The 19,552-nt window shown below is 59.9% G+C and carries 20 protein-coding genes; 15 read left to right on the top strand and 5 right to left on the bottom strand.

Annotation, left to right across the window (positions count from 1 at the left end; all coding sequences use genetic code 11):
* Positions 1 to 202 precede the first annotated feature (202 nt).
* Positions 203 to 1,390 carry an MFS transporter gene (locus ACKJSM_RS21075; protein ID WP_410238719.1) on the top strand — a complete coding sequence of 396 codons (1,188 nt, stop codon included), beginning with the start codon at positions 203 to 205 and terminating at the stop codon, positions 1,388 to 1,390.
* 4 nt (positions 1,391 to 1,394) lie between these two features.
* Here ACKJSM_RS21075 and ACKJSM_RS21070 read toward each other — a convergent pair whose 3' ends face one another.
* Positions 1,395 to 2,432 carry an alpha/beta hydrolase family protein gene (locus tag ACKJSM_RS21070; RefSeq protein ID WP_236178517.1) on the bottom strand — a complete coding sequence of 346 codons (1,038 nt, stop codon included), beginning with the start codon at positions 2,430 to 2,432 and terminating at the stop codon, positions 1,395 to 1,397.
* 235 nt (positions 2,433 to 2,667) lie between these two features.
* Entirely contained in the window at positions 2,668 to 3,279 is a 612-nt protein-coding gene (locus ACKJSM_RS21065) for an FMN-dependent NADH-azoreductase (RefSeq protein ID WP_410238718.1), read from the bottom strand.
* A gap of 127 nt (positions 3,280 to 3,406) precedes the next feature.
* Here ACKJSM_RS21065 and ACKJSM_RS21060 point away from each other — a divergent pair, with 127 nt between their 5' ends.
* Positions 3,407 to 4,315 (top strand): LysR substrate-binding domain-containing protein, encoded by a 909-nt coding sequence (locus ACKJSM_RS21060; RefSeq protein WP_339488706.1) that lies wholly within the window; start codon positions 3,407 to 3,409, stop codon positions 4,313 to 4,315.
* Positions 4,312 to 4,671 (top strand): MmcQ/YjbR family DNA-binding protein, encoded by a 360-nt coding sequence (locus ACKJSM_RS21055; RefSeq protein ID WP_410238717.1) that lies wholly within the window; start codon positions 4,312 to 4,314, stop codon positions 4,669 to 4,671. The genes ACKJSM_RS21060 and ACKJSM_RS21055 overlap by 4 nt, the downstream gene beginning before the upstream one ends.
* On the opposite strand, the gene ACKJSM_RS21050 is transcribed toward ACKJSM_RS21055, so the two are convergent.
* A complete protein-coding gene (locus ACKJSM_RS21050) occupies positions 4,668 to 5,096 on the bottom strand; it encodes a DUF1294 domain-containing protein (RefSeq protein ID WP_236178514.1) in 429 nt (142 codons plus the stop codon). The genes ACKJSM_RS21055 and ACKJSM_RS21050 overlap by 4 nt on opposite strands.
* A complete protein-coding gene (locus ACKJSM_RS21045; protein WP_236178513.1) occupies positions 5,093 to 5,923 on the bottom strand; it encodes an undecaprenyl-diphosphate phosphatase in 831 nt (276 codons plus the stop codon). Before ACKJSM_RS21045 ends, ACKJSM_RS21050 begins: the two co-directional genes overlap by 4 nt.
* Before the next feature lie 304 nt (positions 5,924 to 6,227).
* On the opposite strand from ACKJSM_RS21045, the gene ACKJSM_RS21040 reads away from it, so the two are divergent.
* From ACKJSM_RS21040 to ACKJSM_RS21000, 9 genes are all read left to right on the top strand, one after another.
* On the top strand, positions 6,228 to 7,862 hold the full coding sequence (locus ACKJSM_RS21040; protein ID WP_410238716.1) for a methyl-accepting chemotaxis protein: 1,635 nt from the start codon (positions 6,228 to 6,230) through the stop codon (positions 7,860 to 7,862).
* An 82-nt stretch (positions 7,863 to 7,944) separates the two neighbouring features.
* On the top strand, positions 7,945 to 8,508 hold the full coding sequence (gene pnuC, locus ACKJSM_RS21035) for a nicotinamide riboside transporter PnuC (protein ID WP_410238715.1): 564 nt from the start codon (positions 7,945 to 7,947) through the stop codon (positions 8,506 to 8,508).
* Positions 8,505 to 9,029, top strand: coding sequence for an AAA family ATPase (locus ACKJSM_RS21030; RefSeq protein ID WP_410238714.1), 525 nt, complete (start codon positions 8,505 to 8,507; stop codon positions 9,027 to 9,029). The genes pnuC and ACKJSM_RS21030 overlap by 4 nt, the downstream gene beginning before the upstream one ends.
* 357 nt (positions 9,030 to 9,386) lie before the next feature.
* Positions 9,387 to 9,836: a hypothetical protein gene (locus tag ACKJSM_RS21025; RefSeq protein ID WP_410238713.1), complete on the top strand. Its 450-nt coding sequence runs from the start codon at positions 9,387 to 9,389 to the stop codon at positions 9,834 to 9,836.
* A 1-nt stretch (position 9,837) separates the two neighbouring features.
* Positions 9,838 to 10,410 carry an adhesin gene (locus ACKJSM_RS21020; RefSeq protein WP_410238712.1) on the top strand — a complete coding sequence of 191 codons (573 nt, stop codon included), beginning with the start codon at positions 9,838 to 9,840 and terminating at the stop codon, positions 10,408 to 10,410.
* A 67-nt stretch (positions 10,411 to 10,477) separates the two neighbouring features.
* Entirely contained in the window at positions 10,478 to 11,479 is a 1,002-nt protein-coding gene (locus tag ACKJSM_RS21015; protein ID WP_236178507.1) for a heme utilization protein, read from the top strand.
* Between the two features lie 63 nt (positions 11,480 to 11,542).
* Positions 11,543 to 12,223, top strand: a complete 681-nt coding sequence (locus ACKJSM_RS21010) for a C39 family peptidase (protein ID WP_410238711.1) — start codon at positions 11,543 to 11,545, stop codon at positions 12,221 to 12,223.
* 43 nt (positions 12,224 to 12,266) lie between these two features.
* On the top strand, positions 12,267 to 13,013 hold the full coding sequence (locus tag ACKJSM_RS21005) for a hypothetical protein (RefSeq protein WP_236178505.1): 747 nt from the start codon (positions 12,267 to 12,269) through the stop codon (positions 13,011 to 13,013).
* A gap of 45 nt (positions 13,014 to 13,058) precedes the next feature.
* Positions 13,059 to 14,363 carry a hypothetical protein gene (locus tag ACKJSM_RS21000; RefSeq protein WP_236178504.1) on the top strand — a complete coding sequence of 435 codons (1,305 nt, stop codon included), beginning with the start codon at positions 13,059 to 13,061 and terminating at the stop codon, positions 14,361 to 14,363.
* 82 nt (positions 14,364 to 14,445) lie between these two features.
* Here ACKJSM_RS21000 and ACKJSM_RS20995 read toward each other — a convergent pair whose 3' ends face one another.
* Complete coding sequence (locus ACKJSM_RS20995; protein ID WP_039768186.1) at positions 14,446 to 15,771, bottom strand: sigma-54 dependent transcriptional regulator; 1,326 nt, start codon at positions 15,769 to 15,771, stop codon at positions 14,446 to 14,448.
* A gap of 345 nt (positions 15,772 to 16,116) precedes the next feature.
* Between ACKJSM_RS20995 and ACKJSM_RS20990 the strand changes: the two genes are divergently transcribed.
* The 3 genes from ACKJSM_RS20990 (at position 16,117) to nhaB (ending at position 19,532) form a co-directional block, all read left to right on the top strand.
* Positions 16,117 to 16,383, top strand: a complete 267-nt coding sequence (locus ACKJSM_RS20990; protein WP_236178503.1) for a hypothetical protein — start codon at positions 16,117 to 16,119, stop codon at positions 16,381 to 16,383.
* A gap of 285 nt (positions 16,384 to 16,668) precedes the next feature.
* On the top strand, positions 16,669 to 17,955 hold the full coding sequence (locus ACKJSM_RS20985) for a hypothetical protein (RefSeq protein ID WP_410238709.1): 1,287 nt from the start codon (positions 16,669 to 16,671) through the stop codon (positions 17,953 to 17,955).
* Between the two features lie 74 nt (positions 17,956 to 18,029).
* Positions 18,030 to 19,532 carry a sodium/proton antiporter NhaB gene (nhaB, locus tag ACKJSM_RS20980; RefSeq protein ID WP_236178501.1) on the top strand — a complete coding sequence of 501 codons (1,503 nt, stop codon included), beginning with the start codon at positions 18,030 to 18,032 and terminating at the stop codon, positions 19,530 to 19,532.
* Positions 19,533 to 19,552: the final 20 nt, after the last annotated feature.

Raw genomic sequence — 19,552 nt, 5'->3', positions numbered from 1 at the left:
TGCTCGCACGAACATCATCAACCAAATCGGCGTTCTTGTTTCTATGTTTCCCGGGATTCCGTGAAGAACCTTTTTTTTGCTGAGCGTTAGTCCAGCGACCGATCGCGTGGGATGCGGGGAAACGATCGTTAGCCTGCTTTCTTTTATTTCAGCACCAAGCCATGATGCGGACTCTCCCACCGCCGCCCGCGAACGAGCCCTCATGTCTGCGCAGCAACAGCCACCGCAAAGCTCCATGGCGATCACCCTGCAGATCGTTTCCATCGTTTTCTATACCTTTATTGCCTTCCTCTGCATCGGTCTGCCGATTGCGGTGCTGCCCGGCTACGTGCATGAACAACTGGGTTTCAGCGCCGTGATTGCGGGATGGGTGATCGGTTCGCAATACCTGGCCACCCTGCTCAGCCGGCCGATGGCCGGGCGCATGTCAGACACCGTCGGCACCAAGCGGGCGATTGTGTATGGCTTGTCGGGGATTGTGCTCAGCGGTGTGCTGACGCTGGTTTCGACGCTGCTGCAGAGCTTGCCGCTGCTGAGCCTGTCGATCCTGATCGTCGGTCGCCTGATGCTGGGGATCGCCCAGGGCCTGATCGGCGTCGGCACCATCAGTTGGTGCATGGGCCAGGTCGGTGCCGAACACACCGCGCGCTCGATTTCCTGGAACGGCATTGCGTCCTATGGTGCGATTGCCATCGGCGCGCCGCTGGGGGTGCTGATGGTCGCCGATTATGGTTTCGAAAGCCTTGGCATTGCGTTGTCGCTGCTCGCGGCCGGCGCCTTGCTGCTGATCCGCAATAAGCCCTCAGTGCCGGTGGTGCGCGGTGAGCGGCTGCCGTTCTGGGCGGTGTTCGGGCGAATTGCACCGTTCGGCGCCAGTCTGAGTCTGGCGTCGATTGGCTACGGCACCCTGACCACCTTCATCACCCTGTATTACCTCAATCGCGGCTGGAGCGGCGCGGCGTACTGCCTGACCGTGTTCGGCGTGTGTTTCATCCTGTCGCGGCTGCTGTTCATTTCGGCCATCGGGCGTTTTGGCGGGTTCACTTCGGCGATTGCCTGCATGACCATCGAAACCGTGGGCCTGGTCATGCTGTGGCTGGCGCCCTCGACCGCGTATGCCTTGATCGGCGCCGGTCTGGCCGGCTTCGGCCTGTCGCTGGTGTACCCTGCACTGGGCGTCGAGGCGATCAAGCAGGTACCCAACTCCAGTCGCGGCGCCGGGCTGAGTGCGTACGCAGTGTTCTTCGATCTGGCGCTGGCGATTGCCGGGCCGTTGATGGGCGCGGTGGCGCTGAATCTGGGCTATTCGTGGATTTTCTTCAGTGCGGCGGTGCTGTCCGTGACCGGACTGGGATTGACCTTGCTGCTCAAGCGCCGGGCCATGGCGTAAACGCTCACTGATCCGCCGTCTGCATGCCCGCGCGGGTCGATCTGCCCAAGGCATGGGAGAAAAACCGCCCGGCCTCGGAAATCAGGTTGCGGTGGATGTCTTCGCGGTCCACGCCATCGGCATCGGTGCACAGCGCCGGCATGGCGAGGATCTGCTCTTCGGTGCACGGCGCCATGAACACGAAGTGCCCTGCCCCGGCCAGCAATTTGAAGTCCGGTGCGGTCGGCAGTTTGCGCGCCAGGGCAGCAGCGTTTTTGTCGAAGGCCACCAGTTTGTCGCCGTCGCCGCTGTAGAGCAGCACCGGTACATGCACGTCGGCCAGCGTATGGCGACCAAATTTCAGACTCAACGGCGCCATCAGCAGTAACGCATGCACGCGCGGATCGGCCACCGGTTGCAGATCGTCGCGATCGACAATCAACTCACCCTGAGTGTTGCAGGCATCGCGGTCGTCCGGGCGTTCCTGGCAGTAACGACGCAGACGATCCAGATCAGGCTGCGCACCGGACAGAATCAACGCCGTTTCGCCGCCCGCCGAATAACCGATCACGCCAACCTGTTCGGCGTTTACGTACGGCGCGAGCATGCGGTCGCCCAACGTCGCGGTAATGGCTTCGGAAATCTGGATTGGCCGGCCATACAGATTGCTCAACGTGCCGAGGCGGCTGTGATCCCTGGAGTTGTCGCCGGGGTGAATCACCGCCACCACGACAAAGCCCTTGCGTGCCAGGGACGTGGCCAGGTCGTGCAGCGCCAGCGGCGTGCCGGTGTTGCCGTGGGAGAGCATCAGCATCGGGAAGCGGCCGATGGCGACTTTGGTGTCTTCGCCGGCCTCGACCGAATAGCCTTCCAGCAGGCTCAAGTGTTCGCGGTCGCTGGAGGGATAGAACGCGATGGCGCGCATCGGTTGCAGATCGAGCGGGTCGAGGAACGTCATCTCGTGATAACCGACGCTCCAGCGCGGGTGCTGCCCGGGCGCAGCGTGCACTGAATTCAGGCTGCCGAGCAGGCACATCAGTAACGCTGCACAAAGACGCATCATGGGATGCCCCACCCTGTTGTTACTCAATCGAAAGATCCGTGGTGTCCGACGTCCGAAATCCCGAGGCTGGGTGATTCGGCGCGGCGTTGCACTCAGACGTTGATCATCAGACTGCATAACCCGGGCCAGATTATGTAACAGTCAGAAACAAAAAACTCCGCATCTGGCCCTTGCGGAACCAGAATACAGAGTTTTTTCGGGCTTGCCTGAACTGGCGCTGTTCTTTACGCAAGCCTTACGCGGCGGCGAACAGTTGCTCGCTGATCTTGGTTTGGGCAGCGCTCATGGCGTTGTTGCGCACTTCTTCGCCGTAGGCCAGGCCTTCGGCACGCACGACTTCGATGTCGGTGATGCCAAGGAAGCCAAAGACCAGTTTCAGATAGTCTTCGTGGGCCACGCCCGAAGCCTGGCCGGCATGGATACCGCCGGAGGTGGAGACGATCACGACTTTCTTGCCGCCGCACAGGCCTTCAGGACCGGCTTCGGTGTAACGGAAGGTCTGGCCGGCGACGGCGATGCGGTCGATCCAGGCTTTGAGTTGGGTCGGCACGGTGAAGTTGTACATCGGGGCAGCGACGACGATGGCGTCAGCGGCGATGAATTCGGCCAGGGTGGTGGCGCTCAGTTCGGCTTCGTGCTGTTGGGCGGCGTTGCGCAGTTCAGCGGTGGTGCCGGCGGCCACCAGGGTGGTCGACGAGAAGTGGCTGATGGCGTCGGCGGCCAGGTCGCGGTAGGTCACGACAGCGCTTGGCTCGGCAGCTTGCCAGGCTTTAGTGACTTGACTGCTCAACTGACGGGAAGCGGAGTTGTCGCCCAGAATGCTCGAATCGATGTGCAGCAGTTTCATGTGGAATCTCCTGGAATGAATCGCCGGTGGCGACGGAATGGAGACAATCCTACCGACGAAACCAATAGCTGATTAGACGGCAACAATGCGATAGTTTGTCCCACTGATAGAACAGTCGGATTTCCCCATGCAAGACCTCAACGATCTCTACTATTTCGCCAAAGTGGTCGAGGCCGGCGGATTCGCCGCCGCCGGCCGCTTGCTCGGCATTCCCAAGTCGCGCCTGTCGCGGCGCATCGCCGAGCTCGAAGAACGTCTTGGCGCCCGGTTGCTGCAACGCACCACGCGACAACTGAAGCTGACGGCGGTCGGCGAGCGTTATCTGCGCCACTGTCAGGCAATGCTGCTGGAAGCGGAAATGGCCGATGAAACGGTGGCCAGCATGTCCAGCGAGCCTCGCGGACGCTTGCGAGTGTCGAGCCCGACCGGGTTGGCCCATGAAATGTTGCCGGTGGTGATCAGCAATTTCCTTGGCAAATACCCTCAGGTGCAACTGGAAGTGACACTGATCAATCGCCGGGTCGACCTGATCACCGAAGGCATCGACGTAGCGCTGCGCGTGCGCGAACACGGCGATGAAGAACCGATGCTAGTGACCCGTCGCCTGCGTCAGGCGCAGATGGTGGTGGTCGCAAGCCCTTCTTTTATGCAGGGCGTGGAAATCAATCATCCGCAGGACTTGAAGAATCTGCCGGTGCTGGGCGCCCTGGAGGCCGACCGCATGGTGCATGTGCGCCTGCTCGATCAGCACGGCAAGAGTTGCGATCTGGCGCTGGAGGCACGTTTGGGCATCGACGATTTCATCGTACGCAAGGCTTGCGTGCTGGCCGGCCAGGGTTTCACCCTGTTGCCGATGATGTATTGCGAAGCGGAGCTGAACAACGGCACGCTGGTGCAATTGCTGCCGGACTGGTCATTGCCCGGCGGCTGGCTGCAAGCGGTGTATCCGCATCGGCGCGGGGTGATGCCGGCGGTACGCGCATGGATCGATCATCTGGTCGAATCGTTCAATGCCTGTGGAGAGCGGCTGTTATGAAACAAGGGAAGATGAGCGAGCAGGATGTCGCGCAGTTTTGCCTGGCCCTGCCTGGCGCCCGGGAAGACTACAAATGGGGTGGCGTGCGGGTGTTTTCGATTGCCGGCAACAAGATGTTCGCCTTGCAGGGGCTGCGCGGTGATTCGCTGGCGTTCAAGGTCGACAAGGATCTGTTTCTCGGCCATTGCGACCGGCCGGGCATTCACCCGGCGCCGTATCTGGCCCGGGCGCAATGGATCATCATGCACCCGCCCTACCCGCTGGGCGCCGAAGAATTGCAAGGCTTGCTGCAGCGCTCCCATCAACTGGTGGTGAGCAAGCTGCCCAAGCGCGTGCAGGTCGGGCTGCTGCTCTAGAACAGCGCCAGGAGGTTCGAACCGAGGAACAACTGATCGATCCAGAACACCTGATGCAACGCCACGATCACCCAGAACAGCACCTGAAACGACACCTTGCGCGTCTTGTGCCGGAAGACCTGCTGGGCGATCAATGCGCCCGGCCAGCCACCGGCCAGTTCCACGGCGTGCAGGATGTTTTCCGGCGTACGCCAGGCGGCGGCGCGTGCCTTGCGTTTGTCCGCCCAGTACAGAAAAAACGCCAGCACGCTGACCAGTCCGTAAGCGGTCAGCGGTACCAGGGAAATCCCGCGCAGCCACATCGACAGCGAGCCGGACAGCGGCAACGCGCAGACGATCAGCAGCACCACCAGCTTCAATTTCAAGTGCTGGATATTGCCACCGGAAGGACCGCGATCCGGGCGGCGTGCTCGGGAATCACTCATGGCTTGGCTGCCGACCAGTCAACCCAGCCGAACTGCCAGGTCGCCAGAATCACCAGACCGAAGACGATCCGATACCAGGCGAACGCCGCGTAGCTGTGGCTACCGATGAACTTGAGCAGGCCGCGCACCGCGATCATGGCGAAGATGAACGCCGTGACGAACCCGATGGCGAACACCGGGAAATCTGCCGGCACGAACAGGTCCCGATACTTGTAGCCCGAATACACCGCCGCACCGACCATGGTCGGCATCGCCAGGAAGAACGAGAACTCGGTGGCGGTCTTGCGCGACAGGCCGAACAACAGGCCGCCGATGATGGTCGAGCCGGAGCGCGAGGTGCCGGGAATCATTGCCAGGCACTGGGCGAAACCGATTTTCAGCGCATCCGTCCAGCGAATGTCATCGACCGTTTCGGCGTGTACTTCATGCTGGCGCTGCTCAGCCCACAGCATCACGATCCCGCCCACCACCAGCGCGGCGGCCACGGTGATCGGGTTGAACAGATAGTGGTGAATCAGATCGGCGAAGACCACCCCCAGCACCACGGCGGGCAGGAAGGCGATCAGCAGGTTGGCGGTGAAGCGCCGAGCACTCGGCTGGGTCGGCAGGCCGATGACCACGTCGAGGATCTTGCGCCGGAATTCCCAGACCACCGCGAGAATCGCGCCGAGCTGAATGATGATGTTGAACGCCATGGCCCGCTCGCCTCCAAAATCGAGCAAGTCGGCGACAATGATCTGGTGTCCGGTACTGGAAATGGGCAAAAACTCCGTCAGCCCCTCTACAACTCCTAGAATCAATGCCTGCAAGGCCGTCCAAAGATCCATCAATCCCCCAGAGAGCGATGCGCAGAGGCATGCCCCGATAGTATTTTTTTACGTTCACTGCGTTCAGCGTAGCGGATTAAGGCTGTACCGATTCCGCGCGCACAGGATCCACACGAAACAGTCAAAATTCCGTGAAAAATCAATTTCGATTCAGGTTTTCACGCGCGGGGCCGAAATCCTAACAGACAAGCCGTAATAGCGCTGCCGCGTTCTACGACTTGGGTCGCGTATGCCCGGTCACCGAAACGTGGTTGGATGCTGGCGGTGGTTTATTACAAGAAAAAGAATCCGGAGTGACAGCGTTATGAACAGCTTGCGCAGTGTGTCGATCAGCCGACGCTTGTGGCTCATCTTGATTGTGGCGGTGGTCATGCTGCTGACATTGGGCGTGTTGATGCTCAAGCAGATCCACGATGACCTCTACCACGCCAAGGCCCAGAAAACCCAGCATGTGGTGCAGACCGCCAGCGGTTTGCTGACTTACTACCAGGGCCTTGAAGCCGCGGGCACCCTGACCCGCGAGGTGGCGCAGAAACAGGCGCTGACCGCGATCCGAGGCCTGCGCTATGACCAGAACGATTACTTCTGGATCAATGACCTCACGCCCGTGATGGTCATGCACCCGACCAATCCCAAGCTTGAAGGCCAAAACCTCTCGGCGATCCGCGACCCGGACGGTTTCGCGGTGTTCAATGAAATGGTCGCCATCGCCAAGGCCAAGGGTGCCGGCATGGTGAATTATCGCTGGCCCAAGCCCGGCGCCAGCGAACCGGTGGCCAAGACCTCTTACGTGAAATTGTTCGAGCCATGGGGCTGGGTCATTGGTTCGGGCGTGTACGTCGACGACGTGCAGGCCGAGTTCCAGGGCCAGGTGATCAAGGCATCCGTGGTCGGACTGGTCATCGCGGTGATCATGGCGCTGCTGGTGATTCTGATTGCCCGCAGCATCGTTCGCCCGTTACAGGAAACCGTGAACGCCATGGCCAATATTGCCAGCGGCGAGAGCGATCTGACCCGCAGCCTCGACACCCACGGGCAGGACGAAGTCACTCAGCTGGCCCAGCACTTCAACGCCTTCACCGCCAAGCTGCGTCGGGTGATCGGTGACTTGCAGCTGTCCGCCAGCGCACTGGGCCAGTCGTCCAGCGAACTGGGCAATGACGCGACCCAGGCCCAGCAACGCAGCCAGCAGCAGTCGCAGCAGATGGAGCTGGTAGCCACTGCCGTCAACGAGGTGACCTACGGCGTGCAGGACGTGGCAAAGAACGCCGAACATGCCGCCAGCGAAATGCGTGATGCCGAAGCCCAGGCCCAACAAGGCCAGATCAACATCGACGGCAGCCTGCAACAGATCGACAAGCTGTCCGGCACCATCGATCAGGCGGTGGAAGTCATCCGCACACTGGCGACCGAGAGCACTCAGATCGGCAGCGTGCTGGAGGTGATCCGCTCGATTGCCGAACAGACCAACCTGCTCGCCCTCAACGCCGCCATTGAAGCGGCTCGGGCTGGAGAACAGGGTCGTGGTTTTGCGGTGGTGGCCGACGAAGTGCGTTTGCTGGCTCAGCGCACGCAGAAGTCCACGGCGGAAATCCAGACGATGATCGAACGCCTGCAAAATCATTCCGAGGCCGCCGTGAAGGTGATCGGCGACAGCAGCAAGGCGTCGCAACTGACCATCGAACAGGCCGGTCTGGCCAGCGCCAGCCTCAATGCCATCGGCCAGGCGTTGCGTAACCTCAATGGCCTGAACGCCTCGATTGCCAGCGCAACGCTGCAGCAGGCGCACGTGGTCGAAGACATCAATCAGAACGTCACCCAGGCGGCGGGCCTGTCCCACAGCACGGCACTGGCGGCCGAGCAGTCGAGCGTGGCCAGCGTAAAACTCGGCCAGCTCAGCGAACAACTGAACGGGCTGCTGCGCCAGTTCCGCGTCTGATCCCTGCAACCGGCGGGAACTCGTTTCCCGCCTGTTTTTCGGTACAATCCGCTCCCTCTTTTATTCCCCCCAAGGATCCTGCATGTCCGGGCTTGAACTGTTTGCCGCCGCCCTCGGTGTGATCGCCGTGTGGCTCACGGTCAAACAGAATCCGTGGTGCTGGCCGATCGGGCTGGTCATGGTGTCGCTTTACACTTGGGTCTTCTTCGAGGTGAAGCTGTATTCGGATATGTTGCTGCAGGTGGTTTATGCCGGGCTGCAGATCTATGGCTGGTGGCAGTGGACGCGAGCCGGGACGATGCATGACGGGCGCGAAGTCAGCCGGCTCGACACCCGCTCGATTGCGCAGGGCCTGGCCATTGGCGCGGTCGGCAGTCTGCTGCTGGGCGCCGCCATGGCTCACTGGACCGACGCAGCACAACCCTGGCTCGACGCGGCCCTGACCGGTTTCAGCCTGGTCGCCCAGTTCTGGATGGCTCACAAGCGTCTGCAATGCTGGGCGCTGTGGTTCGTGCTGGATGTAATCTTCGTCGGCCTGTTCCTTTATAAAGGGCTGTACCTCACGGCGGCGCTGTATGCCCTGTTCACCCTGATCGCGGTGCAAGGCTGGCGCGAATGGCGTGCCGATCCGGCGTTGCAACGATGAAGGTAATCGTACTGACCGGCCCCGAATCCACGGGCAAAAGCTGGCTGGCGGCCGGGATTCAACAGCAGTTCGGTGGCTTGCGGGTGGAGGAGTATGTGCGCGGGTTCATCGAGCAGAACCCTCGGGATACGTGCCTGGCCGACATCCCCGAAATCGCGCGCGGCCAGGTGCAATGGGAAGACGCGGCACGCGCGCAGCAGCCGCAACTGCTGATTCTCGATACGCATCTGTTGAGCAACATCCTGTGGAGCCAGACGCTGTTCGGCGACTGCCCGGCATGGCTGGAAAGCGAATTACTGGCCCGTCATTACGACCTGCACCTGCTGCTCTCTCCCGAACAAATCGAATGGACGGACGATGGTCAGCGCTGCCAGCCCGACTTGAGTGAACGGCTCGCGTTCTATCAGGCCACCCGGACCTGGCTGGAAACCCATCACCAACCCTTGCAGATCATTCAGGGCAACTGGTTCGAACGCCAGCAGCAAGCCTTCGAAGCCGTTCGCGATCTGCTCGCGAGCTGACCCGGTTTTTGGGGTGTTTGACCCGGCGCCCCCCCCTGTTTTGGGGGCAAAGTGTCCGTTCCTGAAACACTCCTGCAGGTGCAAAGGGCCCATCTCACGGCCCTTCATCCCATTGTCATCCGACTTGTTACGCAACTGAAACACCTACGCGCAAACCCGTGTCCCAGAGCTTTGCAATGGCCTTGGCGGGTTGCGTAGGGCCTTTATTGTTTCAACGTTGAAACAGTATTGGTATCAGCCCTCAGCAAACTCGCCCCAACCTGTTGAAATGCCTTAACTTTCAAAAAGCGGCACAGCTTTCGCTCTCTTCTTCACAACGCTGAACAGGCTCAGCCCACTGAAGAAGGAATTGCCGTCGTGGGGAAGATCAATAAAGCCTTCACCTGCCTTCTGCTGGTCGGATCAGTTGCCAGCCCATTTCTCAGTTTCAACGTTCAGGCCGAAGGCAATGGCGTGATCGTGCTCAATCGTGATGTCCAGCCGATTCCCATCGGGCGCAGCGGCGGCAAAGACCCCTATCCGACCACCGTCAATGCCAACCCATCTGCCCGTATCAATTCGACGCTCAGCAATACCGAACTCAGTGATGGTGACTTTGCCCGTGTAGCCAGCGGCTCCTCCATCCGCGGCAACATCAACACCCCCAGCTCGAACCTGCCCGGCATGAACAACCTGACCAACCAGAACGGCCTGCCCGGCATGAGCGGCGGTCATGGCGGGGGCGCGGGCAGCTCGATTTCCAATACCGTAAACCGTGCAATGAGTTCCGGCCTTGCTCCGCTGACCCGCATGGCTGGAGGCCAGTGACATGAATCGTTCCCTGCTCCTGCTCGCCCTGCTCGGCTGCTCCAGTGCGATGGCCGATCCGAGCGCTGTGAACACCGCGACCATTCAAGACTCCGGCGCTCAATACCGTGGCAACTTCAACGTCAACCAGGCCGCCGGCAATCAGATGCAGCAGGCCAACGTCAAGGCGATCGCCATTGGCACCGAGTCCCACGCCAGAACCAGCGTGCAGCAGAAAATCGACACCCCCGCCGACCGCTCGATCAACGCGAGCAGCAACATCGGCGGCAGCTCTTTCAGTAATGGCAACGGGATCCTGGGCGTGAACCAGGGTGCCGGGGCCAACAACCAGATGGCCAACGTCACGCGGGTCAGCATCAGTGCCGGCCCGCAAGCCGTTGACGACAGCACCCTTTCTCAACAGAACGTGGCGTTGTTACCGAGCTCAGGAGCAACTGGCACCTCCCCCGGCAGTCGCCAGGTCACGACAAGTGATCAGGCCTTCACCGGCAGCCGAGGGGTAATCCAGGTGAACCAGAGTGCCGGGGTGGGGAACCGAATGGCTAACACCCTGAGCATCCGGGTCGCAGACTGACCCAAATAAAAGCAGTGCAATTAGAAAGTACCAACACTTAACCAACTAATAAGCACGGAGAAACACCATGAAACCTACAATGGCCCTCAAACCACTGGTTTTCGCACTTGCAGCAGTGATGGCAATCGCAGCACAGGCAGGCGGTCGCGATGATGATCGCGGTCATGGTAACGGGCACGGCAATGGTCATGGCAACAACCATGGTCCAAAAGGCCCAACCCTGGAACAACTGCTGCAAATCACCGCCGGCGCTGGCGCTGCAGTGCTCGATGCACAAAACAGCGATGGCAACGTGGTAACAAACCAGGGGACTAAAAACGACGCGAAGGCTGACAACTCGCTGAACGGCTCCAACGGCAACATGGGCGCCAACGTTGCAGCCGGCGACGGCAACCAACAAGACAACGCCGCCGCACTGGCCACCGCCGACGAAAGTTTCATCTTCGGTACTGCTGTTGCTGCCTCGAGTGCCACTCAAGTCAACAACAACAACTATGTGAAAAACTTGTCGACGACCAACACCGCGACCCTCAACAACGCGGGCAACAACGGTTCCGGGAACATCGGCATCAACGTGACTTCCGGCAACTTCAACCAACAGAAAAACAACCTGGCAATCGCCGTATCGGGTGGTCGTGTAGCCACTGCCGCCGCTGCTGCCAACCAGTCCTCCACTGGTCTGGTCGTCGACAACAAAGGCGTGCAAACCTACAAAAAAGACACCCTCACCGGGACCTTCGCAGCCGCTGGCGTGTTCAAGGCCAAAGGCACTGCGACCATCGAAGACGATGACCACCACGGTGGTTATGGCAACCGTGGCGGCGGCCACGGCGGCAACGATGACCAGAAAGCCAAGTTCGAAGCAGTGGGTACCTTTGGCCTCGCTGGCGTGACCACTCAGCAAGTGCTGACCAAAGATGGCTGGAAAAACCCTGTAACCAACACCGCAACCATGACCGGTTCGATGAACAACTTCTCCGGCAACGGCGGAGCCAACGTCTCGGCAGGTGTGGGCAACCAGCAAAGCAACTCGCTGTCCATCGCCGCAGGTTGCAAAGCCTGCATGTAATCGCGATCGAAACGAAAGCCCCGGAAACGGGGCTTTTCCTCAGTCCGCAAAGGCGTATCGATCATGCGTAAGACTGCCCTCCTTGCTCTGCTTTGCTTCTGCGGCCTGACCCAGGCTGCCCAGATGCCCGTTGCTGCCCTGCCTGGCGGCACGCTCGTCTACAAGAACGTGCAAAGCATTCGTGAGCGCAAGTTTGCCGACATCGTCGAACAGAAAACCGACTTCAGCTGCGGCGCCGCCGCACTGGCGACGGTATTGCGCCAGGCCTATTGGCTCGACGTCGATGAGGAGCACATCATCAAAGGCATGCTGGTCAATGCTGACCAGGACCTTGTCCGTACTCAAGGTTTCTCCATGCTCGACATGAAGCGCTACATAGAAAGCATCGGCATGCGCGCCAGAGGCTACAGGATCCCACCGGAAAAACTCGACGCAGTCACGATCCCGGTGGTGGTACTGATGGATATTCGCGGCTACAAGCATTTCGTGGTGATGCAGCGGGCGGACAAGGATTGGGTTTACATCGCAGACCCGGTTTTAGGACACAAACGCTACTCCCATGATGACTTTGTCAAAGGTTGGAACAACATTGTCTTTGCCATCGTCGGCCCCGGATACGACAAAACCAATGCATTACGCAGTCCTCCGACACCGCTGACGGCGAAAAACAAGCTGGATGGATTCAACCCGGTCAAAGACGCTGAATTGATGGACTTCGGGTTCATACAGAGCGACTTCTTTTAATCGCCGATTACAAGAGTGGGGCTGGATGTCCCGGGAGCAGCAGATGAAAACCTCATACTGGCTGGCCGCCGCCTGCCTGGCAGCGAGCGCATCGGGCTACGCCAATGCAGGATTCAAACCCATCGAAATCAAGGACCAGGAGCTCGCCGAGCTGCGCGGTCGTTATGTCATGCCGGGGCGGATCATCAGCTTCGGCGTCGTCATGAGCAGTACCTGGCGCAATGCCAGTGGCGACCTGATCGGGGCATCGGCCACGATGCAACTGCAGGCCGCTTCGGTAAAACCCGAATTCTACGTCTCGACCATCAAGGAACACGGCAACGGCAGTACCCCGGAACTGGGAACCGGCTCGGTCGTTGGTGGCGCGGGACTCAACTCCAGCCAGGGCGTGACGCAGAGTGTGCGCGCCGCTGGCGACGGCAACGCCGCCTACAACAACGTTGCAATCAACGTCAAAGAAGCCAGTCAGGCACCGGCACTGATGCCTGCCCAGGGCCAGGCCTTGATGGCCGGCCAGACCATTTCCGGCAGCAACAGCGCCGGCAGCGTTGCGGTCTCGGCCACAGGGGGCGGTATACAAATGGCCATTCAGGCCTCCGGCAATCAGGGTACAGCCTTGCAACAGGTCGCCCAGGGCGGACTGCTGCAAAACACCCGTTTGCTCGGTAACGCGAACGTCGTCAACAACCTGACACAACTCAACGTTGTCCTGAACAATAACGGCATGAGTGCCGGCGCACTGGACTGCAACCTGACTCAACTCAGGGCACTACGCAACATCGGATATTGAACTACGCTGAGTCTCGATCATTGGGCTTAAAGGGACGGCTTATCCATGTATCGATCAGTATCACTGCGTGCTGCTGTATGTTTGAGTACTCTTCTACCTGCGGCAATGTTGCAAGCTGCGCCCGACGCCGATGTAGAAGCCCTGAAACAAGAACTTCTGGAGCTTAAGCAACGATACGAAGTACAACAAAAAGCCCTGGCGGTACTCGAACAACGGGTCCGCCAGGTCGAAGAGCAACCGGCCTCCCCACCCCCAAAACGCCTGGCCAAATCGCCTTCGGACATGAAGGGCAACCGGGTCGCCACCGGCACCGGGGCCGCAGCAGCGTCGGGGGGCGCCGCCGGGGGCAGCGGCGCATCCTACGGCCAGTCGCTGGCCGACGATTCGCAACCGGCACAGAGTGTGTCCAACCTGTACGACGAAGCCAGCGGCTTCTTCGGCGGCGGCAAATTCAGCTTCGAAACCGGTATCACCTATTCGCGTTATGACACGCGCCAGCTGATTCTCAACGGTTTCCTGGCTCTGGACTCGATTTTCCTCGGCAATATCAACCTCGACCGGATCAAGGCCGACACCTGGACGCTGGACCTGACAGGCCGCTACAACTTCGACAACCGCTGGCAATTCGACCTGAACGTGCCGGTGGTTTACCGGGAATCGACCTATCAGTCCGGCGGCGGCAACGGCGGCGCCTCCAACGTCACCACCGAACAGGACGTCAGCCGCGACCCGACTATCGGCGACGTCAACTTCGGCATTGCGTACAAGTTCCTGGACGAATCGGTCAACACCCCGGACGCCGTGGTTTCCTTGCGGGTCAAGGCGCCTACGGGCAAGGACCCGTTCGGGATCAAGCTGCGCCAGACCGATGCCAACTCGAACCTGTTCGTGCCTGACACCTTGCCTACCGGCAACGGCGTCTGGTCGATCACCCCGGGCATCTCGCTGGTCAAGACGTTTGACCCGGCCGTGCTGTTCGGCAGCCTGTCCTACACCCATAACTTCGAGGAGTCGTTCGACGATATCAGCTCCACGGTCAACCAGAAAAACCCGGGCAAGGTTCGCATCGGCGACAGCTTCCAGATTGGCGCAGGTGTTGCCTTCGCACTGAACGAGAAGATGAGTATGTCGTTCTCCGTGTCTGACCTGGTGCAACGCAAGAGCAAGCTGAAACAGGATGGCGGGGATTGGGAATCGGTGGTGTCCAGCGACGCCAACGCCGGTTACTTCAACGTCGGCATGACCATTGCGGCCACCGACAACCTGACCATCGTGCCCAACCTGTCCATCGGCATGACGGACGATGCCCCGGACTTCTCCTTCAGCCTGAAATTCCCGTACTACTTCTAAACCACACCATCATAAAAAGGCCCGCGGCGACTTGCATCGCAGCGGGCCTTTTCAGCTTCCCGGTCTCGGGAAGCGCCGCGCCCTAGCGGATCTGGTGCTTGTGCAGCAAACGATAGAAAGTCGGCCGGGAAACCCCGAGCACTTTGGCAGCAACGCTGAGATTGTCGCTGTGCCGGTTCAACACATCACACAACGCCTGGCGTTCGGCGCGGGTCTTGTAGTCTTCAAGGGTGCCCATTGGAGCGGCGATCGACTGCTGGCTGATCAACCCCAGATCACGGGCCTCGATCTGCCGCCCTTCGGCCAGCACCAGCCCTCGACGCACACGGTTGGCCAGTTCACGGACATTGCCCGGCCAGTCGTGTTTACCCATGGCGATCAGCGCGTCTTCACTGAAACTGCGCGGACGACGGCCGGTTTCGTGGCTGTAGAAATGGGAAAAATGGTTGGCCAGCATCGACAGGTCGCCGTGGCGCTCGCGTAACGGCGCGGTCACCACCTGCAGCACATTGAGCCGGTAGTACAAGTCTTCGCGAAAGCGCTTCTTCTCGATGGCGGCTTCGAGATCAACGTGAGTCGCCGCCAACACCCGCACATCGACCGGGATCGGTTGACTGCCACCGACCCGTTCAATGTGTTTTTCCTGAAGAAAACGCAGCAGATTGGCTTGCAGCTCCAGCGGCAGATCGCCGATTTCATCGAGAAACAAGGTGCCGCCGTTGGCCGCTTCGATACGTCCGACCTTGCGCTGATGGGCGCCGGTGAACGCGCCTTTCTCGTGGCCGAACAGTTCCGACTGGATCAAGTGTTCGGGAATTGCCCCGCAGTTGATCGCCACAAAAGGCTTGCTGTGGCGTTGCGACTGCCGGTGCAGGGTGCGGGCGACCAGTTCCTTGCCAGTACCGCTTTCGCCGCGGATCAAAACCGGCGACTCGGTGGGGGCCAGTTTACTCAGCAGTTTGCGCAGTTCGCGGATCGGCTTGCTGTCGCCCAGCAGCTCGTGTTCCGGCTGGTCGACGTGAATCGTGCCCTGACCGCGCAGGCGCGCCATGCCGAACGCGCGACCGAGGGTGACCTGCACCCGGGAGACGTCGAATGGCAAGGTATGGAAATCGAAAAACCATTCGCAGACGAAGTCGCCGACGTTCTGCAAACGCAGCACTTCCTGATTCAGCACGGCGATCCATTCGGTGCCACTGCGGCTGATCAGCTCTTTGACGGCTTCGGGACGTTCCAGGTGAAAAGGCTGTAAACGCAACAGGCCGACATCACAACTTCGGTCGGCGGCATTTTCCAGGCTGCAACTGTCGACGTCCCAACCCACGGCACGCAAACCCGGCAATAATCGGTGACAGTCGTCGCACGGGTCGACGACCAGTAAACGTCGTAATGCAGGCGCTTCGTTCATGACTGTTCCTTGGCGCCAAATTTTAGGAAATGATCGTAAAAACAGTCATTTGGCAGACCTGACTGTTACGTTAGCAAGAATTTGACGGCGTCTTGTATCGATTGCTTATAGGTGTACAAGTGAAGCAGTTATAAGAAGCGACTTTATTAGTTAGCTATCGACTTGATTCTTTCGCCAGGCTTTCAAAACCGGTCCCTTTATTTGAGCGCATGAAAGAAAGTCGAAATTTCTTCAAAATCCGTGTGACCTGCCAGCGGGTTGCGTGCATCAGTACAAGTAACTCGCCGAACGGTAAGCCCAACCGACGGCACATCACTTGATTGGGCACTAAAGAGAGAAGACCCCATGACCGCCCCGCTCCGTATCAACGAAGCTCTTTTGATTGCCAACCGCGCATTTAAACCTTTTCAATGCGTCGCCTGGGCCCCACAAGATGGCAACGGTGAACTCTGCCTCACAGTGATTGACCGCACCAACTCCCACATTGGTCGCACCCACATCCCGAGCAGCGCCTACTCCGATCCGGCGCAACTTGAACACCTGCTGCAACAGGCCCGCGCCGAACTAAGCGAAGAAGGCTATGCGTTGCAATCCTGGTCGATGCCACACTGATATTTGTGGGTAATGCGGATGACGTTCAAGTCATCCGCCCTCTTCTGCTAGTTGCGAATCTATTTCCAACTTCAGTCTTTCTGTAAAACCTTCCTCAATACTTTCGCGCCTGAATACTTGGCAGGCTTGCGACTGGTTCAAAAAGACACTGTTCTGGCACAGTACGACCCTCCACCTGTTATTTCTGTCAGTTGTACTTGTGCGAATTCAGGGATTGAATGTGTCGCTCATGCAGTTTCCCGTTCCACCTCCCGGACATCGGTCGACTCGCAAGGAGATGCATGCATGTCAAGCCAGACCGCTATCGCGCTCCAGACGCTAGCGAACACCGGACAACTCGACAAGACCTTTTCCAGCAGCGGCGTGGCGCAGGTTTACTTCGCCGGCAGTACATCCAGCCTGACCCAAAGCGTGGCACTCGATGCGCAAGGTCGGATTCTGGTCGCCGCCAAGGTGGGGACGGCTCACGGCAGCCGTTTCGGGCTGGCTCGACTGCTTGAGGACGGCTCGGCTGATCTGCGGTTCGGCACTCAAGGCAGCGTGATTGACCGGTTCGCCGCCGGTTTTGAAGCCACCGGCAGCAAGGTGCAAGTCTTGCCCGACGGGCGGATTCTGCTGGCGGGCCTGCACTACGAATCAGAACATCGCACCCTGCCCGCCCTGGCCCTGTTCGATGCTCAGGGCCGACCTGACCCGGGCTTCGGCGACAACGGCCGGCAAATTGTCCGCCTGCCTGGCGACCTTTCCATGGGCACCCGCGACGCCTGGCTACCGCCTGGGGTTCCGGGCGCCGAAGCCTGCGATTTCGCAGTGCAACCCGACGGGCATATCCTGCTGATCGCCAACCATCACTTCGAACTGGCCGATCACGTCGGCATGCTGATCCGCCTCAAACCCGATGGCAGCCTCGACTCCTCCTTCAACGGTCGCGGTTTCGTCATGGTTCGCCACTTGTTGCTCAATACCTGGCTCGGCAGCGTGCTGCTGCAAGCAGACGGAAGAATCGTGGTCGCCGGTTCCATCGATTTCCCGCAGGAAGGCCTGCTCGCCCGCTACCTGCCGGACGGCAAGCTCGATGAACGTTTTGCGGTAGACGGCTTCATGGCCTTCAAAGTCCAGGGGCACAGTGCACTGGTCAATCAGGTCATCGAATCGGCGGAGCATTTGCATTGTTTTGGTAGCAGCCGCGATCCGATTCGATGCATGGCTTCATTTGTCCATGGCAATGGTCGCCCTGATCTGCACTGCAACGGCGGACAGCCGCATCTGCTGGACATCGGCCCCAGCGGTTGCCAGTGGAACGCCGCACAGGCAATGGCGGATGGGCGCATCGTTGCAGTCGGGGCGACAATCGGCGGTGTTGAAGCCGATTTCATCGTCGCCCGCTATGGGGTCAACGGCAGCCTTGATCGAAGCTTCGGTTCCGGTAATGGCTGGTTGCGCACGCGACTGGGGCGCAGCCTCGATACCGCCACTTCAGTGGCGATGCAGCCTGACAACCGGATTCTGGTAGGCGGCTATTCGCTGGATGGCAACTACCGTGCATTAGTCGCGCGGTATCTGAATCACTGATGCGAATCCAACTGCACTTGATCTTGCCCATCGCTTACGGCAATTTGCGCGCTTCTTAATATAAGGAGCAACCGATGTCCGGTTCGATGGCCCAAGCGTTCGCGCACAACTTTCTCGGGTATTCGCCCCGCTGGTACAAGGCGTGCATCGTCGGGTTTCTGATGCTCAACGCGCTGGTGCTGTGGACTGTCGGCCCGGTCGCCGCTGGCTGGTTGCTGGTGATCGAGTTCATTTTCACCCTGGCCATGGCGCTCAAGTGCTACCCGCTGATGCCCGGTGGCTTGCTGCTGATCGAAGCACTGCTGCTGAAAATGACCACGCCTCAGGCACTGTATGAAGAGCTGCAGCACAACTTCCCGGTGATTCTGCTGCTGATGTTCATGGTCGCCGGCATCTATTTCATGAAAGACCTGCTGTTGTTCCTGTTCTCGCGCCTGTTGCTGGGCGTGCGATCAAAGGGATTGCTGGCCCTGATGTTCTGTTTTTTATCGGCGTTTCTCTCGGCGTTTCTCGACGCGCTGACCGTCACCGCTGTGATCATCAGCGCCGCCGTCGGCTTTTATTCGGTTTACCACCGAGTGGCTTCCGGCAACGATCCGCGCCAGGACAGCGAATTCAGCGATGACCGGCATCTGCCCCAGCTGCATCACGAGGACCTCGAACAGTTTCGCGCCTTCCTGCGCAGTCTGTTGATGCATGGCGCCGTCGGCACCGCGTTGGGCGGGGTCTGTACGCTGGTTGGCGAACCGCAGAACCTGTTGATCGGCCACGAAATGGGTTGGCACTTTGCCGAGTTCTTCCTGAAGGTCGCACCGGTTTCCCTGCCGGTCCTGGTCGCGGGACTGGTGACCTGCCTGTTGCTGGAGAAACTGCGCTGGTTCGGCTACGGCACACGGCTGCCGGATAACGTACGTGCCGTGCTGGCCAACTACGCCGCCGAAGACAACGCCGAGCGCACGCAGCGCCAACGCGCCGCCCTGCTGGTGCAAGGTTGCGCTGCGCTGATCCTTGTTGCCGGGCTGGCCTTCCACATCGCGGAAGTCGGCCTGATCGGCCTGATGGTGATCGTGTTGATCACCGCCTTCACCGGGATCACCGACGAACACCGGTTGGGCAACGCATTCAAGGAAGCCATGCCATTCACCGCGCTGCTGGTGGTGTTCTTCGCCGTGGTGGCGATAATTCACGACCGGCAACTGTTTGCGCCACTGATTCAGTGGGTGCTGGCACTGTCGGCCGATCAGCAGCCGGGGATGCTGTTCATCGCAAACGGCCTGCTGTCGGCGATCAGTGACAACGTGTTCGTCGCCACGATTTACATCACCGAAGTGAAACAGGCGTTCCTGTCCGGCAACATGAGCCGCGAGCATTTCGAGACGCTGGCGATTGCAATCAACACCGGCACCAACCTGCCGAGTGTGGCAACACCCAATGGCCAGGCGGCGTTTCTGTTTCTGCTGACGTCGGCGATTGCGCCGCTGGTGCGGTTGTCGTACGGGCGGATGGTGTGGATGGCGTTGCCTTACACCGTGGTGATGGGATTGCTCGGCTGGTACGCCGTGAGTTACTGGCTGTAGAAACAAAGACGGGAGCCTGG

The organism is Pseudomonas sp. PHC1 (genome assembly GCF_046487845.1).
Classification (GTDB): domain Bacteria; phylum Pseudomonadota; class Gammaproteobacteria; order Pseudomonadales; family Pseudomonadaceae; genus Aquipseudomonas; species Aquipseudomonas sputi.
This window is presented reverse-complemented; position numbering and strand designations above follow the sequence as displayed.

Excerpts from the sequence above, each read along its gene's own strand:
- ACKJSM_RS21050 (WP_236178514.1), bottom strand. The coding sequence starts at position 5,096 with ATGAGTGATTCCCGAGCACGCCGCCCGGATCGCGGTCCTTCCGGTGGC.
- ACKJSM_RS21070 (WP_236178517.1), bottom strand. The coding sequence starts at position 2,432 with ATGATGCGTCTTTGTGCAGCGTTACTGATGTGCCTGCTCGGCAGCCTG.
- ACKJSM_RS21060 (WP_339488706.1), top strand. The coding sequence starts at position 3,407 with ATGCAAGACCTCAACGATCTCTACTATTTCGCCAAAGTGGTCGAGGCC.
- ACKJSM_RS21075 (WP_410238719.1), top strand. The coding sequence starts at position 203 with ATGTCTGCGCAGCAACAGCCACCGCAAAGCTCCATGGCGATCACCCTG.
- ACKJSM_RS21040 (WP_410238716.1), top strand. The coding sequence starts at position 6,228 with ATGAACAGCTTGCGCAGTGTGTCGATCAGCCGACGCTTGTGGCTCATC.
- ACKJSM_RS21005 (WP_236178505.1), top strand. The coding sequence starts at position 12,267 with ATGAAAACCTCATACTGGCTGGCCGCCGCCTGCCTGGCAGCGAGCGCA.
- ACKJSM_RS21010 (WP_410238711.1), top strand. The coding sequence starts at position 11,543 with ATGCGTAAGACTGCCCTCCTTGCTCTGCTTTGCTTCTGCGGCCTGACC.
- nhaB (WP_236178501.1), top strand. The coding sequence starts at position 18,030 with ATGTCCGGTTCGATGGCCCAAGCGTTCGCGCACAACTTTCTCGGGTAT.
- ACKJSM_RS20985 (WP_410238709.1), top strand. The coding sequence starts at position 16,669 with ATGTCAAGCCAGACCGCTATCGCGCTCCAGACGCTAGCGAACACCGGA.
- ACKJSM_RS21065 (WP_410238718.1), bottom strand. The coding sequence starts at position 3,279 with ATGAAACTGCTGCACATCGATTCGAGCATTCTGGGCGACAACTCCGCT.
- ACKJSM_RS21030 (WP_410238714.1), top strand. The coding sequence starts at position 8,505 with ATGAAGGTAATCGTACTGACCGGCCCCGAATCCACGGGCAAAAGCTGG.
- ACKJSM_RS21020 (WP_410238712.1), top strand. The coding sequence starts at position 9,838 with ATGAATCGTTCCCTGCTCCTGCTCGCCCTGCTCGGCTGCTCCAGTGCG.
- pnuC (WP_410238715.1), top strand. The coding sequence starts at position 7,945 with ATGTCCGGGCTTGAACTGTTTGCCGCCGCCCTCGGTGTGATCGCCGTG.
- ACKJSM_RS20990 (WP_236178503.1), top strand. The coding sequence starts at position 16,117 with ATGACCGCCCCGCTCCGTATCAACGAAGCTCTTTTGATTGCCAACCGC.
- ACKJSM_RS21055 (WP_410238717.1), top strand. The coding sequence starts at position 4,312 with ATGAAACAAGGGAAGATGAGCGAGCAGGATGTCGCGCAGTTTTGCCTG.
- ACKJSM_RS21015 (WP_236178507.1), top strand. The coding sequence starts at position 10,478 with ATGAAACCTACAATGGCCCTCAAACCACTGGTTTTCGCACTTGCAGCA.
- ACKJSM_RS20995 (WP_039768186.1), bottom strand. The coding sequence starts at position 15,771 with ATGAACGAAGCGCCTGCATTACGACGTTTACTGGTCGTCGACCCGTGC.
- ACKJSM_RS21000 (WP_236178504.1), top strand. The coding sequence starts at position 13,059 with ATGTATCGATCAGTATCACTGCGTGCTGCTGTATGTTTGAGTACTCTT.
- ACKJSM_RS21045 (WP_236178513.1), bottom strand. The coding sequence starts at position 5,923 with ATGGATCTTTGGACGGCCTTGCAGGCATTGATTCTAGGAGTTGTAGAG.